This window comes from Rossellomorea sp. YZS02 (assembly GCF_033963925.1).
Classification (GTDB): domain Bacteria; phylum Bacillota; class Bacilli; order Bacillales; family Bacillaceae_B; genus Rossellomorea.
In genome coordinates this window covers 1-18,241 of sequence record NZ_JAXBLY010000037.1, presented here as the reverse complement: position 1 = coordinate 18,241, position 18,241 = coordinate 1, and the positions used below count along the sequence as shown (strand labels likewise).

The 18,241-nt window shown below is 43.0% G+C and carries 19 protein-coding genes, 1 tRNA gene, 1 other RNA gene and 1 other annotated feature; of the genes, 14 read left to right on the top strand and 7 right to left on the bottom strand.

Features of this window, described 5'->3' with window-relative positions; all coding sequences use genetic code 11:
- Nucleotides 1-516 precede the first annotated feature (516 nt).
- On the top strand, nucleotides 517-999 hold the full coding sequence (locus SLH55_RS22720) for a glutathione peroxidase (protein ID WP_320324527.1): 483 nt from the start codon (nucleotides 517-519) through the stop codon (nucleotides 997-999).
- Between the two features lie 38 nt (nucleotides 1,000-1,037).
- Here the strand turns inward: SLH55_RS22720 and SLH55_RS22715 are convergent, their stop codons facing one another.
- A complete protein-coding gene (locus SLH55_RS22715) occupies nucleotides 1,038-1,973 on the bottom strand; it encodes a YaaC family protein (protein WP_320324526.1) in 936 nt (311 codons plus the stop codon).
- 112 nt (nucleotides 1,974-2,085) lie between these two features.
- Between SLH55_RS22715 and guaB the strand changes: the two genes are divergently transcribed.
- From guaB to SLH55_RS22685, 6 genes are all read left to right on the top strand, one after another.
- Nucleotides 2,086-3,549: an IMP dehydrogenase gene (gene guaB, locus SLH55_RS22710; RefSeq protein ID WP_320324525.1), complete on the top strand. Its 1,464-nt coding sequence runs from the start codon at nucleotides 2,086-2,088 to the stop codon at nucleotides 3,547-3,549.
- Between the two features lie 231 nt (nucleotides 3,550-3,780).
- Nucleotides 3,781-5,100, top strand: coding sequence for a D-alanyl-D-alanine carboxypeptidase family protein (locus SLH55_RS22705; protein ID WP_219166373.1), 1,320 nt, complete (start codon nucleotides 3,781-3,783; stop codon nucleotides 5,098-5,100).
- Nucleotides 5,101-5,498: 398 nt separating this feature from the next.
- Nucleotides 5,499-6,380 carry a pyridoxal 5'-phosphate synthase lyase subunit PdxS gene (pdxS, locus tag SLH55_RS22700; protein WP_219166369.1) on the top strand — a complete coding sequence of 294 codons (882 nt, stop codon included), beginning with the start codon at nucleotides 5,499-5,501 and terminating at the stop codon, nucleotides 6,378-6,380.
- 11 nt (nucleotides 6,381-6,391) lie between these two features.
- Nucleotides 6,392-6,982, top strand: coding sequence for a pyridoxal 5'-phosphate synthase glutaminase subunit PdxT (gene pdxT / locus SLH55_RS22695; protein WP_320324524.1), 591 nt, complete (start codon nucleotides 6,392-6,394; stop codon nucleotides 6,980-6,982).
- A gap of 53 nt (nucleotides 6,983-7,035) precedes the next feature.
- Nucleotides 7,036-7,244 (top strand) — a binding site (T-box leader).
- A gap of 48 nt (nucleotides 7,245-7,292) precedes the next feature.
- Nucleotides 7,293-8,567, top strand: coding sequence for a serine--tRNA ligase (gene serS, locus SLH55_RS22690; protein WP_320324523.1), 1,275 nt, complete (start codon nucleotides 7,293-7,295; stop codon nucleotides 8,565-8,567).
- 116 nt (nucleotides 8,568-8,683) lie between these two features.
- A tRNA-Ser gene (locus tag SLH55_RS22685) sits at nucleotides 8,684-8,776 on the top strand.
- A gap of 106 nt (nucleotides 8,777-8,882) precedes the next feature.
- Here SLH55_RS22685 and SLH55_RS22680 read toward each other — a convergent pair.
- The 5 genes from SLH55_RS22680 to SLH55_RS22660 form a co-directional block, all read right to left on the bottom strand.
- On the bottom strand, nucleotides 8,883-9,242 hold the full coding sequence (locus SLH55_RS22680; protein ID WP_219166366.1) for a hydrolase: 360 nt from the start codon (nucleotides 9,240-9,242) through the stop codon (nucleotides 8,883-8,885).
- Nucleotides 9,243-9,465: 223 nt separating this feature from the next.
- Nucleotides 9,466-10,134: a deoxynucleoside kinase gene (locus SLH55_RS22675; protein WP_044340684.1), complete on the bottom strand. Its 669-nt coding sequence runs from the start codon at nucleotides 10,132-10,134 to the stop codon at nucleotides 9,466-9,468.
- Nucleotides 10,118-10,774, bottom strand: coding sequence for a deoxynucleoside kinase (locus tag SLH55_RS22670; RefSeq protein WP_219165796.1), 657 nt, complete (start codon nucleotides 10,772-10,774; stop codon nucleotides 10,118-10,120). Before SLH55_RS22670 ends, SLH55_RS22675 begins: the two co-directional genes overlap by 17 nt.
- Nucleotides 10,775-10,992: 218 nt before the next feature.
- Nucleotides 10,993-12,279 carry a glycoside hydrolase family 18 protein gene (locus tag SLH55_RS22665; RefSeq protein WP_320324522.1) on the bottom strand — a complete coding sequence of 429 codons (1,287 nt, stop codon included), beginning with the start codon at nucleotides 12,277-12,279 and terminating at the stop codon, nucleotides 10,993-10,995.
- Nucleotides 12,280-12,358: 79 nt separating this feature from the next.
- Complete coding sequence (locus SLH55_RS22660; RefSeq protein WP_219165798.1) at nucleotides 12,359-12,898, bottom strand: isochorismatase family cysteine hydrolase; 540 nt, start codon at nucleotides 12,896-12,898, stop codon at nucleotides 12,359-12,361.
- An 84-nt stretch (nucleotides 12,899-12,982) separates the two neighbouring features.
- On the opposite strand from SLH55_RS22660, the gene tadA reads away from it, so the two are divergent.
- The 7 genes from tadA to SLH55_RS22625 all read left to right on the top strand — a co-directional run bounded on the left by tadA (nucleotide 12,983) and on the right by SLH55_RS22625 (nucleotide 17,187).
- A complete protein-coding gene (gene tadA, locus SLH55_RS22655; protein WP_219165799.1) occupies nucleotides 12,983-13,471 on the top strand; it encodes a tRNA adenosine(34) deaminase TadA in 489 nt (162 codons plus the stop codon).
- Between the two features lie 98 nt (nucleotides 13,472-13,569).
- An RNA gene (gene ffs, locus SLH55_RS22650) (signal recognition particle sRNA large type) lies at nucleotides 13,570-13,834 on the top strand.
- Nucleotides 13,835-13,985: 151 nt separating this feature from the next.
- On the top strand, nucleotides 13,986-15,674 hold the full coding sequence (dnaX, locus tag SLH55_RS22645; RefSeq protein ID WP_219165800.1) for a DNA polymerase III subunit gamma/tau: 1,689 nt from the start codon (nucleotides 13,986-13,988) through the stop codon (nucleotides 15,672-15,674).
- A 19-nt stretch (nucleotides 15,675-15,693) separates the two neighbouring features.
- Entirely contained in the window at nucleotides 15,694-16,017 is a 324-nt protein-coding gene (locus tag SLH55_RS22640) for a YbaB/EbfC family nucleoid-associated protein (RefSeq protein WP_219165801.1), read from the top strand.
- A gap of 11 nt (nucleotides 16,018-16,028) precedes the next feature.
- Complete coding sequence (gene recR, locus SLH55_RS22635; RefSeq protein ID WP_320324521.1) at nucleotides 16,029-16,625, top strand: recombination mediator RecR; 597 nt, start codon at nucleotides 16,029-16,031, stop codon at nucleotides 16,623-16,625.
- A 17-nt stretch (nucleotides 16,626-16,642) separates the two neighbouring features.
- Nucleotides 16,643-16,861 carry a YaaL family protein gene (locus SLH55_RS22630; RefSeq protein WP_044340677.1) on the top strand — a complete coding sequence of 73 codons (219 nt, stop codon included), beginning with the start codon at nucleotides 16,643-16,645 and terminating at the stop codon, nucleotides 16,859-16,861.
- Nucleotides 16,862-16,923: 62 nt separating this feature from the next.
- Entirely contained in the window at nucleotides 16,924-17,187 is a 264-nt protein-coding gene (locus SLH55_RS22625) for a pro-sigmaK processing inhibitor BofA family protein (protein ID WP_206858361.1), read from the top strand.
- Between the two features lie 76 nt (nucleotides 17,188-17,263).
- On the opposite strand, the gene SLH55_RS22620 is transcribed toward SLH55_RS22625, so the two are convergent.
- On the bottom strand, nucleotides 17,264-17,743 hold the full coding sequence (locus SLH55_RS22620; RefSeq protein WP_320324520.1) for a PaaI family thioesterase: 480 nt from the start codon (nucleotides 17,741-17,743) through the stop codon (nucleotides 17,264-17,266).
- Nucleotides 17,744-18,241: the final 498 nt, after the last annotated feature.

The following is an 18,241-nucleotide window of genomic DNA, read 5'->3' as shown; positions in this document are numbered from 1 at the left end:
TGGGGGATCTCCCCCTGTGAGAGTAGGACGTCGCCAGGCAAATAGATGAAAGAGTAGCTCATTGGGAGTTACTCTTTTTTGGTTTGATTGTTAAAATGAATGTGCGGTGAGTCTTGGAAAGTTATTATTTGGCAAAATACGCAATAAACGAAATATGACGCAATTAGCGTGAAAATGACGCAAATAATTTAATAATGACGCAATCCCCATCGAAAATGACGCAACGCAATTACACACTGTTTAAAGTATTGTCTGCACTTTTTATAGGGCTTTTCACCTTATGATGTAGATTTTTCATGGATATTTTATATATCTGTATTTCTATCAATACCTGATTCTATAAGACCAAAGAATTCATGGAATCTGATATCAGACCTCCGACCACGCAACCACGCATCTCCCCACCCCTAAAAGCACCATCCCCACGCACCCCTACTAACCCAAAGCTCAAAATTGCTATCTACTAACCTCCTAACGTATTATTTAAGTAAGTGTATAAAACAAGGAGAGAAGAACATGACGACGATTTATGATTTTACTGTGAAAAGAGCCAATGGGTCTGTAACCTCTTTAGAAGAGTACCAGGGGAAGGTAATGCTGATTGTGAACACAGCCAGTAAGTGCGGCTTTACACCCCAATTTGAAGAGCTGCAGGGCCTTTATGAGGAGTATAAAGAACAAGGGCTTGTTGTTCTTGGATTTCCATGTGATCAATTTATGAATCAGGAATTTGATAATCAAGATGACATCATGGAATTTTGTCAGATAAACTACGGTGTATCTTTTCCTATGTTTGCCAAGGTCGATGTGAAGGGGAAGGAGGCTCATCCACTTTTCTCTTTTTTAACCCAAGAGAAAAAGGGTGTACTCATGTCCAGCATCAAGTGGAACTTTACAAAGTTTCTGGTTGGAAAGAATGGAGAGGTATTTGATCGATATTCACCACAGACCAACCCGCGGAAGATCGAGGATGATATTAAAAAGCTTCTGGCTGAATAGAAGGTAGGGGGGAGAGGCAGCTGTCTTTCCTCTCGACCCTATAACTTATCTTTGAGTATTTTAAGTAAAAGAAATGGTGATTTTTCTGTTGTCACGTTGATAAAAGTAGTGATTATCGGATAATCTTCATTTGTTCGGTTCTTTAAAAGCTCTACCCACCATTCTGTTTCGTACCTTGCGATCATGCTCAGATTGTAAAGGATGGCGTAGTGGATGAGTACTTCAGGAATGGTCGTAGCATCATTACGGATTCCAGGCAGTGCCAGGCGGTTTCTGTTCAGGTGCCATCTGAATGGAAGGCATTCCTCAGGGGAAGAAGCCTGTAACGTTGAAGGTGCACCCCAGCTTAGATTCCCCGTTACTTTTTCACTCAAGTATTGTTTAAATAAATCCTCCGACATGTGAAAATGTGAAAGAACTGTTTCATCGATGGTCAATTCATGCTGGTTGTTGAACCAGAACATGGTTTTCTTTTTGAGCAGAATGAGAAATGCTTCTTCAAGTTCAGGTATTTGTACGAGCAGATCTTCCATTTTATACTTTTCTCCAACGATGTGTTTCACATGGAACACGAGGTCTGAAAAGTGCGTAAAGAGACCATTCTTTTGGACCTTTACTTCATCCTGAAGAAATCTATAGTGCTGTTTCTTTCTTTTTCTTGAAGTGATTCCATGGGCAAGTACTGTAGTCGTTTCTGGATATGCCGGATCTTCTGTAAGAACGATTGCTTTAATAAAATGAATATATCCATAAAAGAGCAAAATCGGCTTAAGTGATAATGGGGATATCATGGCTTGTTTGTAATATAGTTCTCCCTGTTCAAGGTAGTACATGAACGGATAACAATTGTCATAACTCTTCAACTCGGCTTCTGATGATCCGATTTGTTCATAGCATTTTTTTAGAAACTTCTGGGAGTATTCTGCTGACTGAAAATAGTGGATGAAGTCCCAGTGCTGGAACAATTCTTTCATGAAATCACCTTCTAACTATTCGGAATAATTAAATTAATCCTATTCTTCTTGACAGTATTTTAACCAATTGATAACCTACTAATAATATTTTGGGACTAGGGAGGCCGAAAACATGTGGGATTCTAAATTTGCAAAAGAAGGTTTAACGTTTGACGATGTCTTATTATTACCAGCCAAATCAGAGGTATTGCCAAAGGATGTCAATATCTCTGTTGAGTTAACGGATTCAATCAAGTTGAATGTGCCTGTCATCAGTGCAGGGATGGATACGGTAACCGAGGCTGAAATGGCGATTGCAATGGCTCGAACAGGTGGACTGGGTATCATCCACAAGAACATGAGTATTGAACAGCAAGCTGAACAGGTCGATAAAGTAAAACGTTCCGAAAGTGGAGTTATCTCTGATCCTTTCTTTTTAACTCCGGATCACCAAGTGTTTTCTGCAGAGCATTTGATGGGCAAATATAGAATTTCCGGTGTTCCGATTGTGAACAACGAGCAAGAACAGAAGCTTGTCGGGATTTTAACGAATCGTGACCTCCGTTTCATCCAGGATTATTCTATCCAAATCTCGGATGTCATGACAAAGGAGAATCTTGTAACAGCTCCTGTCGGCACTACCCTAGAAGAAGCGGAAAAAATTCTTCAGCAATATAAGATTGAAAAGCTGCCTTTGATCGATCAAGAAGGAACACTTAAAGGATTGATTACGATCAAGGATATTGAGAAAGTCATCGAGTTCCCGAACTCAGCTAAAGATGCTCAAGGGCGTTTATTAGTAGGTGCAGCTGTAGGTATTTCGAAAGATACTTTAACCCGTGTTGAACATTTAGTAAAAGCAAATGTAGATGTCATCGTAATCGACACAGCTCACGGACATTCTGCAGGCGTCATTTCTATTGTTCGTGAAATACGCGAAGCTTATCCAACATTAAATATCGTAGCAGGTAATGTGGCAACGGCTGAAGCGACAAGAGAATTAATTGAAGCTGGTGCTGATGTGGTGAAAGTTGGAATCGGACCTGGTTCCATCTGTACGACCCGCGTTGTTGCTGGTGTAGGGGTACCACAAATTACCGCTGTCTATGATTGCGCTACGGAAGCAAGAAAGCACGGCAAGAGCATCATCGCCGATGGTGGCATCAAGTATTCCGGAGATATCGTGAAAGCATTGGCAGCCGGCGGACATGCTGTCATGCTGGGAAGCTTATTGGCCGGGACCTCTGAAAGCCCTGGCGAAACGGAGATTTTCCAAGGACGCCGCTTTAAAGTTTATCGAGGAATGGGATCTGTCAGCTCTATGGAAAAAGGATCGAAGGACCGCTATTTCCAGGAAGAAGCGAAGAAATTCGTTCCAGAAGGCATCGAAGGGCGTATTCCTTATAAAGGACCATTGGCCGATACATTGTATCAGCTGGTTGGAGGATTGCGTTCAGGCATGGGATACTGTGGAACGAAAGACTTATATGACTTAAGGGAAAAGGCACAGTTCATTAAAATGACGGGTGCCGGTCTTCGTGAAAGTCATCCCCATGATGTTCAAATTACGAAAGAAGCACCAAATTATTCATTATAAGAAAATAATTCCAAAAGCTGACCAGAACTTCCTGGTCAGCTTTTTTTATGTTGTTTGAGAGGGAAGGGAACGCGATTGTTCAGAGGCCGCAAGTCCCTTGACCCATGTCAAAACTAGTCATATTCTCTGTCTATTCTTACCTTTGGAACTATGATAAAATAACGAAGGTGTACATAAAATCTTGGAGGGCTAACAGTGAAAAGAAGTTGGATTCAAAAATCTTTTGTTTGTATGATGGTTTTTATGATGGCTATGAGTATGGTGCAGAAGCCTGCAAATGCTCAAGGTGACTTGGACGTAAACGCAAAAGCTGCGATTTTAGTAGAGGCAAGTACGGGTAAGATCTTGTATGAGAAGAATTCTGATACAGCTCAAGGTATTGCTAGTATGACGAAGATGATGAGTGAATACCTATTACTTGAAGCTGTAGAAGATGGCAAAGTAAAATGGGACCAAAAATATACGGTTCCAGGCAATCTTTCTGAGATGTCCCATAATACTGGTTTAAGTAATGTAAGTCTTCGAGAAGAAGACTCTTATACGATTAAAGAATTATATGAAGCAATGGCGATATATTCAGCGAATGCCGCTACTATGGCGATAGCTGAGACGATTGCCGGCTCAGAAGCTAATTTTGTTAAGATGATGAATGAAAAAGCTAAAGAATTAGGTTTGAAAGAATATAAATTTGTCAATTCAACGGGTCTTAACAATCGCGACCTACAACCATATGTAGACCAGGTGGTAGGGGGTCAAGACGAGGAAAATGTCATGTCTGCTAATGATGTAGCCACTCTTGCATATCGTTTATTACATGATCATCCTGAAGTTTTAGAAACGTCTAGCATCCCAAAGAAAGTATTTGCAGAAGGTACTGTAGACGAGACGCATATGGATAACTGGAATTGGATGTTAAAAGGGTTATTACGTGAGTATGAGGGTATGGACGGATTAAAAACAGGAACAACTGATTTTGCAGGAGCCAACTTTACTGGTACAGCTGAAAGAGATGGTCTTAGATTTATTACTGTAGTAATGAATGTGGATGTACCACCTGGTGAGAACTCTTATGATGCCCGTTTTAGTGAAACAAGAAAGATGTTGGATTATGCTTTTAATAACTATAGCATAGAAGAAGTTCTGCCCGCCGATTACAAAGTAAAAGGTCAAAAGACACTTTCTGTTGAAAAAGGAAAAGAAAAAGAAGTTCAAATCAAGACCGATTCTCCATTAAGCATGGTCATCAAGAACGGGGAAGCAGATCAATACAAGCCTAAATTTGTATTGGACAAAAAGAAATTAAATAAAGATGGCGAACTGACGGCTCCTGTAAAAGAAGGAGAAAAAGTCGGGTATGTCATGTTAGAAGCAAAAGGCAAAAAGGATTTAGGATACCTTACAGATAAGGGAACAAATGCTTCAAAAGCATCTGTCGTTACAGTGGATAGCGTCGAGAAAGCCAACTGGTTTGTCCTATCCATGAGAGCCGTGGGTGGTTTCTTCGGAGATATCTGGAATTCCATTACTTCTACGGTTAAAGGCTGGTTCTAATATTATGAAACACCAAGACTTAAGAACAGGTCTTGGTGTTTTTTTATAAACGTATGCTTGTAGGGAACTATACAAAGAGGCACATAGGCATTTCCATGAAATGCTTGTTTCCACAGACCAAGCCTCTCCGCTTTTCGTCATGTCTAGCTCTGGGGCTTAGAGGCTCGAGGTCATAAGCCAAACATGCCAAAAAGGCAAAAGGCGCCTTTCCGGCATGTTCGTCTTATGCTTGTCGCCTCTGAGCAAAGCCCCTCCGCTTTTCGTCTTGACATAAGCCCATTTTTATTGTTTATTTAGCAGTAGGGTTACATAATCATTCCGATTGTTTTAGTCACGTTTTCTTCCTTTTTTGGGAAGTTGTGGGGAAGGCAAGGGATAAATATAAGGGGGATATAGATATGAAGACTGGTACAGATCGTGTAAAAAGAGGTATGGCTGAGATGCAAAAAGGCGGCGTCATCATGGATGTTGTCAATGCAGAGCAGGCGAAGATTGCTGAAGCTGCAGGTGCAGTGGCGGTAATGGCTTTAGAACGAGTTCCAGCAGACATCCGTGCTGCAGGTGGAGTAGCAAGAATGGCAGATCCTCGTATTATTGAAGAAGTAATGGGCGCTGTGTCAATTCCTGTAATGGCAAAGGCTCGTATTGGTCATATTGTAGAGGCAAGAGTCCTTGAGTCAATGGGTGTTGACTATCTTGATGAAAGTGAAGTATTAACACCTGCTGATGAAGAGTACCATTTGAATAAAAGAGATTTCACTGTGCCATTCGTATGTGGTTGCCGTGATTTAGGTGAAGCTGCCCGCCGTATCGGTGAAGGAGCATCTATGCTTCGTACAAAGGGTGAGCCTGGAACGGGTAACATCGTTGAAGCGGTTCGTCATATGCGTAAGGTGAATGCTCAGGTTCGCAAGCTTGTAAGCATGAACGAAGATGAAATCATGACAGAAGCTAAACTATTGGGAGCTCCATACGAATTATTATTAGAAATTAAAGAAAACGGTCGTTTACCTGTTGTAAACTTTGCTGCAGGCGGAATTGCCACACCAGCTGATGCTGCCCTTATGATGGAACTCGGTGCAGACGGAGTATTCGTAGGTTCTGGTATCTTCAAATCAGAAAATCCTGAGAAATTCGCGAGAGCGATTGTAGAAGCGACTACTCATTATCAAGATTACAAGTTGATCGCAGAGCTTTCAAAAGAGCTTGGTGTAGCAATGAAGGGTGTAGAAATTGCTTCTATTTTACCTGAAAACCGCATGCAAGATCGTGGATGGTAAGGTGTGATTCTATGTTGAACATCGGTGTATTAGGACTTCAAGGTGCCGTCAGAGAGCATGTGCGTTCAATTGAAGCCTCAGGTGCCAACGCGATTGTCATTAAGCGTGTGGAGCAACTGGAGGAGATTCAAGGACTGATCATGCCCGGTGGGGAAAGTACGACGATGAGAAGGCTGATTGATCGGTATGGCTTTATGGAGCCGTTAAGACAATTCGCTGCAGATGGTAAGCCGATCTTTGGAACATGCGCGGGCTTGATTCTCCTGGCGAAGCATATCGTCGGATACGATGAGCCTCATTTGGGAGTAATGGACGTGACAGTGGAGCGTAATTCCTTCGGACGTCAGAAAGAGAGCTTTGAAGCGGATCTTTCCATCGCCCATGTAGGGGAAGGATTTAATGCCGTCTTCATCCGTGCACCGCATATCGTGGAAGCGGGAGAAGATGTTGAAATCCTGGCGAAACATGACGGACGCATCGTGCTTGCACGTCACGGACAGTTCCTCGGTTGTTCATTCCATCCTGAATTGACGGATGATCATCGCCTGACTGCATTCTTCGTCGAGATGGTGAAAGAAAGCATGGAAAAAACAATCGCATAATTCTATTGCAAAATGGAAAACATTGTAGTAGATTATGAACTAACCAATAAAAAGTTAAATCGTTGATAGGAAATAGTAGTAAAGAAGGCTTGCCCAAGAGAGTCGATGGCCGGTGAGAATCGATGCAAGAGCTTTACGAATCCATCCTTGAGTGAAGTACTGAATGAAGTAGGTATTTTCGGTGATTCCGTTACCATCTCTTAAGAGGAAGATGCTCTGCGTCTTCAATTAGGGTGGCAACGCGGAAACCTCCGTCCCTTTTACCAGGGATGGGGGTTTTTTATTTTTTTATAAAAAAGGAGAGAATCTCATGTTAGACATTCGATATTTACGTAACAATCTGGAAGATGTAAAAGCGCGCCTTCAGCACCGTGGTGAGAACTTGGAGGATTTCGGCAAGTTTGAAGAGCTTGATAAAAGAAGAAGAGAGCTGCTTGTGGAAAGTGAAGAGTTGAAGAGCAAGCGTAATGAAGTGTCCCAGCAAATTGCCGAGCTTAAGAAAGAGAAAAAAGATGCTCAGGACATGATCGTGGAAATGCGTGAAGTCGGGGCCATGGTTAAGAAACTGGATGATGAACTAAGAGGGATTGAAGAAGAATTGGAACGCATTCTTCTATCTATTCCAAACATTCCTCATGAGTCTGTCCCTGTTGGTGAAACTGAAGATGATAATATTGAAGCGCGTAAATGGGGAGAAGTCAGGGAATTTGATTTCGAAGCACAGCCCCACTGGGATGTTGCCACAGGACTTGGAATCCTTGATTTCGAACGTGCAGGGAAAGTGACTGGAAGCCGTTTCGTTTTCTATAAAGGACTTGGAGCAAGACTGGAAAGGGCCCTCATCAACTTCATGATGGACCTTCACATGGATGAGCATGACTATACAGAAATGATTCCTCCATTCCTTGTGAACAGAGCAAGCATGACTGGAACTGGTCAGCTTCCTAAGTTTGAGGAAGATGCGTTCAGAATCGAAAGTGAAGACTATTTCTTAGTCCCTACAGCAGAAGTCCCTGTGACGAATTATCATCGTGATGAAATCCTGAAGGCTGACGAACTGCCGGTCAGCTATGTCGCATACAGCGCGAACTTCCGCTCTGAGGCCGGTTCTGCAGGACGCGATACACGAGGCTTGATCCGTCAGCATCAGTTCAATAAAGTGGAACTGGTACGCTTTGTGAAGCCAGAAGATTCTTATGATGCTTTAGAGGAGTTAACCGGGCATGCTGAAAAAGTCCTTCAATTACTTGGCCTGCCATACCGCGTGTTGTCTATGTGTACAGCGGACCTAGGGTTCACTGCAGCCAAGAAATACGACATTGAAGTATGGATTCCGAGCTACGGAACGTACCGCGAGATTTCTTCTTGCAGTAATTTCGAAAGCTTCCAGGCGAGACGTGCCAATATCCGCTTCAGAAGAGAGCTGAATGCAAAACCTGAACATGTGCATACGTTAAATGGATCAGGTTTAGCGATTGGACGTACGGTAGCTGCGATCTTGGAAAACTACCAGCAGGAAGATGGATCAGTCATTGTTCCAGAAGCTCTTCGTCCGTATATGGGTGGAGTGGAAGTCATTAAGTAAAGGACTTAGGTCAATCAAAAGAAGTCTCACGCTTATCCGTGAGACTTCTTTTGATTTTTTTTATAAATATGCTTGACTCTATTTGTACACCATGATATTATAATTCTTGTCGATACGGAGGAATACCCAAGTCCGGCTGAAGGGATCGGTCTTGAAAACCGACAGGGGTGTAACAGCCCGCGGGGGTTCGAATCCCCCTTCCTCCTCCATTGATTTTTTTATAACCATAGCGCATAAACATTGGAGATAGAATTCGTTACATTTTATGTAACGAATTTTTTTATTTTCTGGATATGCCGGAGGACCCAAGTCCTTTTACTTAAGGTTCTTGATGTCTTCTCTTAGTGGGGTTTCCCTTGTTCGCTCCAATACTCCGATGTTTACAATATGCCGGCGTGCTTCTTCATCCCCGAGCAGATAAATCTTCGAGTAGATATCCTTCATTGACTGATCATACCGATCGTCTTCCGGTGAGTTATGATATTGACGGAATGGAACCTGAGCGCGTCTCATGGTCGACATGTCATCATCATAGTTGTCGTTAAAGAGCATTTTAAGCTCGTTCACTTCTGTAGGAGTCGCAGATATACGAAAGCTTGGACTTGCGCTTTGATTCGGATCCTGTAAGATGTCCCCGCTGCTTATATCTACATAATAAATTTGTTTCGTTTCCATGCTTTTTTTCATCTCCTTAATTCATTGATTGTTTTTACATATACCTCTTTTCGAATGGAAATAAACGGATGTATCACTTTTAAAGAAGCGAGTAGGTGATTTCCGCTCCAATTAACTCTCGGAACATACTCTTACTAAAGTTTCATCAGCAGCTACTATTTTTTAAAAAATAATAAAAGAGACTACTTTCTCCATATAGGATTAAGTAGTCTCTTTTATATATTCAGCTTTTCAACATTCTCGTCTGTTCAATGAAATACCCTATTCTTTCAACGATCGGCTCGATGGAGTTTTGGTCGTTGACGAGGTCGTATTCGCTGATGTCGAGTCTGAGGACAGGACATGCGTTGAAGGAGTTGATCCAGTTTTCGTAGCGCTCGTGCATTTCTTCCCAGTAGGCAACAGGTGTTTGCTGTTCCATCGGGCGACCGCGTTCACGGATGCGATCCACGACATTATCAATGGATCCTTCCAGGTAAATCAACAGGTCAGGGTGCGGGAAGTATGGCGTCATCACCATGGCATCGAAAAGGCTTGTGTAGGTTTCATAATCAATTTCACTCATATTGCCTTTTTCATAATGCATGCGGGCGAATATGCCAGTATCTTCATAAATGGAGCGGTCTTGAATGAAACCACCGCCATATTCGAAGATTTTCTTTTGTTCTTTAAAGCGTTCTGCCAGGAAGTAGACTTGAAGGTGGAAGCTCCAGCTTTTAAAGTCTTGATAGAATTTGTCGAGATATGGGTTCGTATCCACTTTTTCGAATGACGTGCGGAAGCCGAGAGCGTTCGCCAATCCGTTCGTCATGGTGGATTTCCCGACACCGACCGTTCCGGCAATGGTGATCACGGCATTGTTCGGGATCCCGTATTTAGTGCGAAGATTCATGATAGTGAACTCCTTTTTTTAGTGTAGTTTCTAATTGAGTGAGAATATGTTCCAGATCTTCTTTATTTTGAACGAAATCGACGTGGTCGCCATTAAAGCGAAGAACAGGGATGTCCGGGTGTGTTTCCTCGAATGTGTTCATATATTCCTCGTAATCAAGTGATAGCTGCTTCAAATACAGAGGGCTGATTTTCTTTTCGAAATCCCTTCCTCTTTTTTCGATTCGCTTAAGTAAGGTATCAAGGCTAGCGTTCAAGTAAATGACCACATTGGGTCTTGGCATATCAGACGTCAGGATATCATAGATGTTGAGGTATTTCTTAAATTGCTGTTCATCCTTTAACGTACGTTTTGCGAAGATGATGTTTTTAAGAATATGATAATCTGCAACAACAGATTTGTTCTGAGATAAGTAGTGTTTCTCGATATCTTCCAGTTGTTTATATCGATTGCATAAGAAAAACATCTCTGTTTGAAAGCTCCACTCTTCAATGTCATCATAGAATTTATCTAAGAATGGATTTTCATCTACGATTTCTTTTAACAGGTGAAATTGAAAATGATCGGAAATCGCTTTTGCTAGAGAGGTTTTTCCTATTCCAATCGGGCCTTCAACGGTAATGAAAGGAATGCGCCCCATTAATTGTCCTCCTCATATTACGGCAATCTTTTTCTCGGAAATAATGTAAAAATAAAAAAATACGACAGGAATTATTGTAACACAATATATGGATGGTTTGTTCAGCATATTTCCCCTGTTCATTATATCGACCATATGTGAGGAGGTTTTATGGAAACGTAAATAAAAAGCTGAAGGGCGGGTGTTTATAGATTTACCCATCCTTCAGCTTCTATTAATTATCTTTTCACGACATTGAAATTGTCGGAAATTAACAACCAGTTTTGAGGGAAGGAGAGGCCGAGCTTCCAATAGCTCATCCCTCGCAACTTTAGTTCTTTCATAAGATCGAATTTAGCCTGGATGCTGCGTGCATCTTCAAACCAGACTTCGTGATCTTTCCCGGTATTTGCATCCCGGTATTTAAAGAATGGTGCCTGTGCTTTTTGATCATACTCAATTTTGACATTGTTATCAGCGGCAATCTTAATCGCCTGTTGAGGACTGATCGCTTTCGCGGTACTTCCTTGTACAAAAGGCAAGGTCCAGTCATATCCATATAAGTTCTGCCCCATGAGAATCTTGGAAGGTGGCATTTCTGAAACGGCATATTCAAGAACTTCCCGGACCGGTCCGATAGGTGACACCGCCATGGCAGGGCCGCCGCTGTAACCCCACTCGTACGTCATGATGACGACGAAATCGACAATCTCACCGTGTGCTTTATAATCATGTGCTTCATACCACTTCCCTTTTTGATCCGCACTGGTCTTTGGGGCAAGTGCGGTTGAGAGGAGCCATCCTTCCTGATTGAAACGCGCCTTCGCTTTTCGCAAAAATTGGTTGTAGGCTTCTTTGTCCTGAGGGCGCAAATATTCAAAGTCGAAGTGGATATCCCTGAATCCATATTTCTTAGCTGTTTTGACGACGTTGTCAAGGAACTTATCCTGGATGGCCTGGTCGGTTAACAGAATTCGTCCCAGTTCATCGCTGAAGGTCCCATCCTCCTGATTGGTAATGGCCATCATCATGACATTATTATTGTCTTTTCCGGTTTGAATGAGGTTACCCAGGGGAGGTTCTTTCAGTGTTCCATCGCGCTTGGCCTGGAAACTGAACGGAGCGAGGTACGTGAGATAAGGTGCCGCCTCCTTGGCGCTTTCTTCAAGGTTCGGTGATACTTCCTTCCCATATGGTTCTACATAGCCATTAAACTCCGCTTTCCCCTTTGGTTTCTGGGGAATGTATAAACGAAACCCTACCTGTAGAGGCTGATTGGGGGAGATTCCGTTTACCCTCGCTAGTTCCTGATATGGTACTCCTGTCTTCTGACTGATACTCCAAAGGCTATCGCCGGGTTGGACAAAATAAAAGCTTCCAATGATCGGTATGACCAGTGACTGTCCGATCACTAAATTATCTGGGTTTGGCAGTTCATTCGCATCCACTATATCTTTCACTGTTGATCCATACGCTTGGGCGATGCCAAATAACGATTGGTTTGGCCGGACAACATGTATTTGCATAAAACAGACCCTCCTCCATTTCATTCACTATAATCAGCCTATGAAATGGGAGGATACAATATGATTTGGGTTGAAAAAATTATAAAATCCCCGCGGTTGGATCAATCTTTGCTTTTAACACGTTTTTCATCATGGTCAATGCGTAGTGATTATCTTCATCACTGACGGAGGCAATGGCGTCCATGGGTACCATCAGATTAAACTCTCTCATATAAGCGTCGTTGGCTGTGAAGAGGACGCATATATTCCCTGCAATCCCTGTAATGATCAGATTCTTTACAGAAAGATGGTGAAGGAGCGTGTTTAAAGCTGTTCCATAAAAGGCGGAATGCTTGGGTTTAATAAGAAAATAATCATCTTCCTTAGGTTGGAGCGGGGTCATGATGCCATCACTCACTTCGTTATGGCATTTCTTATAAATCTCTTCGTAATCTGCTTTCCAAAGCTCATAATGGTCGTTAATATAGATGGTAGGAAGCCGGTGGGCTTGGCTATACTCACGCAGTGAGTTAATGGGATCGATAATCTTGGAAGTGTGTTCTGCCAGGGTTTCCCCGTGTTTGAAATCAAATGGATTCATGATATCAATAATCAGAAGAGCGGTATTGTTAGGTATCATATGTAAGCCCCTTTCATTTATAGTTTGGTGTGAATGAGGATATTTTATAAAGAATAGAGAAATAAATTTATGGGAGTACATGGTATGAGAGAAGAGCAGTTTATGAAAGAAGCATTAATTGAAGCAGAAAAAGCAGCGGCAATCCAGGAAGTTCCGATCGGAGCGGTGATTGTCATGGATGGTGAGATCATCGCCCGTGCCCATAATCTGAGGGAAACCACGCAAAATGCGATTACCCATGCTGAAACACTGGCGATTCAAGAGGCGTGTAAGAAGCTGGGCACCTGGAGGCTGGAAGGAGCAGAGCTTTATGTCACGCTTGAACCATGCCCCATGTGCAGCGGTGCCATCATCCTGTCAAGAATCGAGAAAGTCGTGTACGGGGCTAAAGACCCGAAAGCAGGTTGTGCAGGAACGTTAATGAATTTACTGGAGGATGAACGGTTCAATCATCAGTGTGAAGTAGTACCTGGAGTACTTGCTGAAGAATGCGGTGGAATCCTTTCCCGTTTCTTCAAAGACTTGAGGGAACGTAAGAAGAAGGAAAAGAAGAATGGAGTTTCGGAAATGTAAATAACTTACAGCATTCCATCATTGCTTTTTACCGTATATCCTAGTATACTTAATTTTGCGTCGCACTAATGGCGCAACTAAATATGGTATCAATTTTGCCGTGCTAGGTGGGGAGGTAGCGGTGCCCTGTACTCGCAATCCGCTCCAGCGAGACCGAATTCCTTTTCGAGGCTAGCACTCTGTAGGGCCTGCCTCAAGTAAGTGGTGTTGACGCCTGGGTCCTGCGCAATGGGAATCCATGAACCATGTCAGGTCCGGAAGGAAGCAGCATTAAGTGGAAGCTCCCATGTGCCGCAGGGTTGCCTGGGCCGAGCTAACTGCTTGAGTAACGCCTATGGATGCTTGTCGACGAAAGGTGCACGGCAGTTTAACTTATATACAACCAACTCATCCATTTCAGGGTGAGTTTTTTGTTTATATGATTCTTAAAATGATCTCCGGTTTTCTTTGTAAAAGGGATTTACATTACGTTATAATAGAGACACTATAGTACATAAAAAGAGGGGGGAGTATTTTGGCATATCAAGCTTTATATCGTGTGTGGCGTCCTCAGTCATTTATTGATGTAGTGGGACAGCAGCATGTAACGAAAACGTTGCAAAATGCCCTCCTTCATCAGAAGATTTCCCATGCCTATTTATTCTCTGGACCAAGGGGAACAGGAAAGACGAGTGCAGCGAAGATACTGGCAAAAGCCGTTAACTGTGAACGTTCACCTGTAGCGGAACCTTGTAATGAGTGTGATGCGTGTAAAGGAATTACGGACGGTTCGATCCCTGACGTCATTGAAATCGATGCCGCTTCCAATAACGGGGTTGAGGAGATTCGTGACATCCGGGATAAGGTCAAGTATTCCCCGAACGTCGTTGAATATAAAGTCTATATTATCGATGAGGTTCATATGCTGTCCATCGGGGCATTCAATGCGCTTTTGAAGACATTGGAGGAACCTCCTAAACACGTTATATTCATACTGGCGACGACGGAGCCCCATAAGATTCCCCTGACGATCATATCCCGCTGTCAACGATTTGACTTTAAGCGTATCACCGCTATGGACATAGTGGGAAGAATGAGTCATATCGCAACTGAGTCGGGTGTGAACTATGAAGAAAACGCCCTGACGATTATCGCAAGGGCTGCTGAGGGCGGGATGCGTGATGCCCTCAGTCTTCTCGACCAAGCAATATCCTTCAGTCAGGATCAGGTGACGGTGGATGACGCCCTGACGGTAACGGGTGCCGTTTCCCAAGGCTACTTGAATACCCTGGCGAAAGCCATCCTTGAGAGGGATGTCACTACTGGTCTCGGTGCGTTGGAAGAGCTCCTGTTTCAAGGGAAGGACCCGGCAAGATTCGCTGAAGACTTCATCCTGTATTTCAGGGATATGTTGTTATACCAGACGGCACCAAATCTTGAAGAATCGCTTGAAAGAGTCATGCTCGATGATGACTTTAAAGAATTAGCGGGGCAAACGCAGCCTGGTCAGATATATCAGTACATTGATGTATTGAATCAGGCCGGCCAGGAAATGAAGTTTACAAACCATGCCCGAATTTACTTGGAAGTATCCATTGTAAAGCTATGCCAAATGGAAGCGCCAGCGTCGGCTTCCTCTCCTGAAGTAAACGAGATGATGAAGAAGATCAAGCTTCTTGAACAGGAAATCGAGCAGTTGAAGGCCAATGGTGTCAAGGTACAGGCTGAGCCCGCTCAACAAACGGCGAAGAAACCGATCAGGGCGAAGAAAGGGTTTCGTGCTCCGACCGGTAAGATTCAAGAAGTACTCCGCACGGCTACGAAAGAAGATCTCAATCTGATCAAGAGCCGCTGGGGTGACATGGTTGAAACATTGAATCAACGTCAAATGCGATCGCAGTCTGCACTGTTGAACGATGCAGAACCTGTAGCAGCGACAAACGGTTCTTTTGTGTTAAAATTTAAATATGATATCCATTGTCAGATGGCCATGGAGAATCAAGCTTTCACAGCAGCGATTGCTTCCATATTGGAGGAGCTTACAGGAAACAGTTATGCGGCTATAGGAATTCCTGAAGATCAGTGGATGAGCATAAGAGAAGATTTTATCCGAAACTCGAAAACAGAGGATGGGGAATCATCCGGTGAAGAACAAGGAGAAGACTCTCTATTGAAGGAAGCTGAAAAGCTTGTCGGTATGGATCTAATAGAACTAAACGATTAAAAATACTGGAGGTAATACTATGATGCGTGGAAACGGTAATATGCAAAATATGATGAAACAAATGCAAAAGATGCAAAAGAAAATGGCGGAAGCTCAAGAGGAACTTGGTGAAAAGCAAATCGAAGGTACAGCTGGCGGCGGAATGGTAACAGTTGTTGTTTCCGGTCATAAACAAGTCCTTGATGTAAAAATCAATGAAGAAGCGGTAGATCCAGAAGACGTAGAAATGTTACAAGATCTAGTCCTTGCAGCAACAAACGATGCACTGAAAAAAGCGGATGAATTAACGAACTCCACTATGGGTCAATTCACTAAAGGAATGAACCTGCCGGGAATGTTCTAGGAGGCAATATCATGCACTATCCTGAGCCTATATCAAAGCTGATCGACAGCTTTATGAAATTGCCGGGAATCGGGCCGAAAACGGCGGCCCGCCTGGCTTTTTTTGTTCTTAGTATGAAAGAAGACACCGTATTGGACTTTGCAAAAGCATTGGTCAATGCGAAACGGAACTTGAGTTTCTGTTCCGTCTGCGGGCATATAACCGATCAGGATCCATGCTATATCTGTGAGGATCAACGACGGGATCGCAGCATCATCTGTGTGGTACAGGACCCTAAAGATGTCATTGCCATGGAGAAGATGAAAGAATATAACGGTCAATATCATGTGCTTCATGGAGCCATCTCCCCGATGGATGGAATCGGTCCTGAAGACATCAATGTACCTGACCTCATCAAACGTCTCCATAGTGACGAAGTCCAGGAAGTCATCCTTGCCACCAACCCTAACATCGAAGGGGAAGCGACAGCCATGTATATCTCACGCCTCGTCAAACCATCAGGAATCCGCATTACAAGGATTGCCCATGGACTTCCAGTAGGCGGAGATCTCGAGTATGCTGATGAAGTAACTTTATCGAAAGCCCTTGAAGGAAGAAGAGACGTTTAACGAAGGAGTGGATACCTATGTTTTTCCGAAAAAAAGGAAAGCTGAAAAAAGAGTATGACCAATCCTTACTGCACGTTTTAGACGAAACCAAGGATCATTGGAATCAACAGCGTTCCATCGACGAGATGAGCGTGGATTATAATTTGAACATCCACTGTCATTCGAAAATTGCAGAAGCCAAATATTTTTTTCTCTTCAGAGAAGCAAAACATAGAAAGATCGTCATAAAAAGGTAGACAACCTTCATATCCTATCAGTAAGAGACGAATGATGTTCTTAGTTGAGAGGAGAGAAGGGTATGAACCCAGTAATTGTCATTGCGGTGATCAGTGGCCTGATCGTTCTGCTGCTGGCTGCCGGCACACCCATCAAGCCGCTTCGGTTTGTTGGACAAGTTGCCATGAAGGTCATGATCGGAGCACTATTCCTATTCTTCCTGAACGCCTTTGGCAGTCAGTACGGAATTCACGTACCTATAAATGTAGCTACTTCATCCATTTCAGGTATATTGGGTATTCCGGGAGTAGTGGGTCTGACGGTTATTCAGATGTGGATTTTATAAAGATCCATAGAATAATAAGAAGAAGGGCAGTCGAAGATTCAGGTGCGTTTACCTGAATCTTGACTGCCCTTCTTCTCTATTTACTTAAAAATGTTTTTGGCATGACAACTGCTGTCACTTCACCACGGGCGCACAATTCCCCTTCTGCAAAGACCTCCGTTTCCACTTTAAACTTCTTTGGATGGATTTCTTGAACTGTACCAACAGCTTTTAATGCAACACCGTGAGGAGTCGGTTTCATGAAATCGACATTCAGGGATGCCGTCACGAACCGCGGTGGCTCCTGTCCGTCTCCTACTTCCCCGCCGTTTTTCTGATGTAGAGCAATCGCAGCTGAACCCGTGCCGTGACAATCAATTAAAGACGCAATCAATCCTCCGTACACAAAACCCGGTAAAGCCGTATGTTCCGGTTTAGGGGTGTAGAACGTGACAGTGTGATCTCCATCTACCCCTGTGCGAAAATGATGGCCACCTTGGTTGAGGCGTCCACACCCATAGCACCAAGCGAAATCATCGGGGTATTGGTCCTGGATGGCATTCATGAGCTTATTCATTCTATATTCTCCCTTCAACACAATCTCATTCTTTAATACACTTCTATAAACGACCTTAATTTCCTTTATTCGTTCTTCCTTCTGGGAAGAATTGATCTTCGCATATCTCCCTCATACCATGGAAGTCGTCCCAAAGAAAAACTCTACAGAACTATTCCTCCATCAACTGGATGTATAGAAGTTTGGAAAAGAAATGATGCTTTCTGAAATAAATAGTAAAAGATGAAAAAATAGTATTGACTCTAAATAGTAGAAGATGCTATTATATTTCTTGTCGCCAAAACAAGGCGGAAAACAAATTTCAAAAAAAGCTTGACGCTTTATAGCGAAAAATGTTATATTTAAGAGGTGCTCAAGAGAGCTCATCGAAACATTGAACCTTGAAAACTGAACAAAACAAGACAATAACGTCAACGTTAATTCTAGATTTATTTTAAGAGCTATTCAAACTTTTATCGGAGAGTTTGATCCTGGCTCAGGACGAACGCTGGCGGCGTG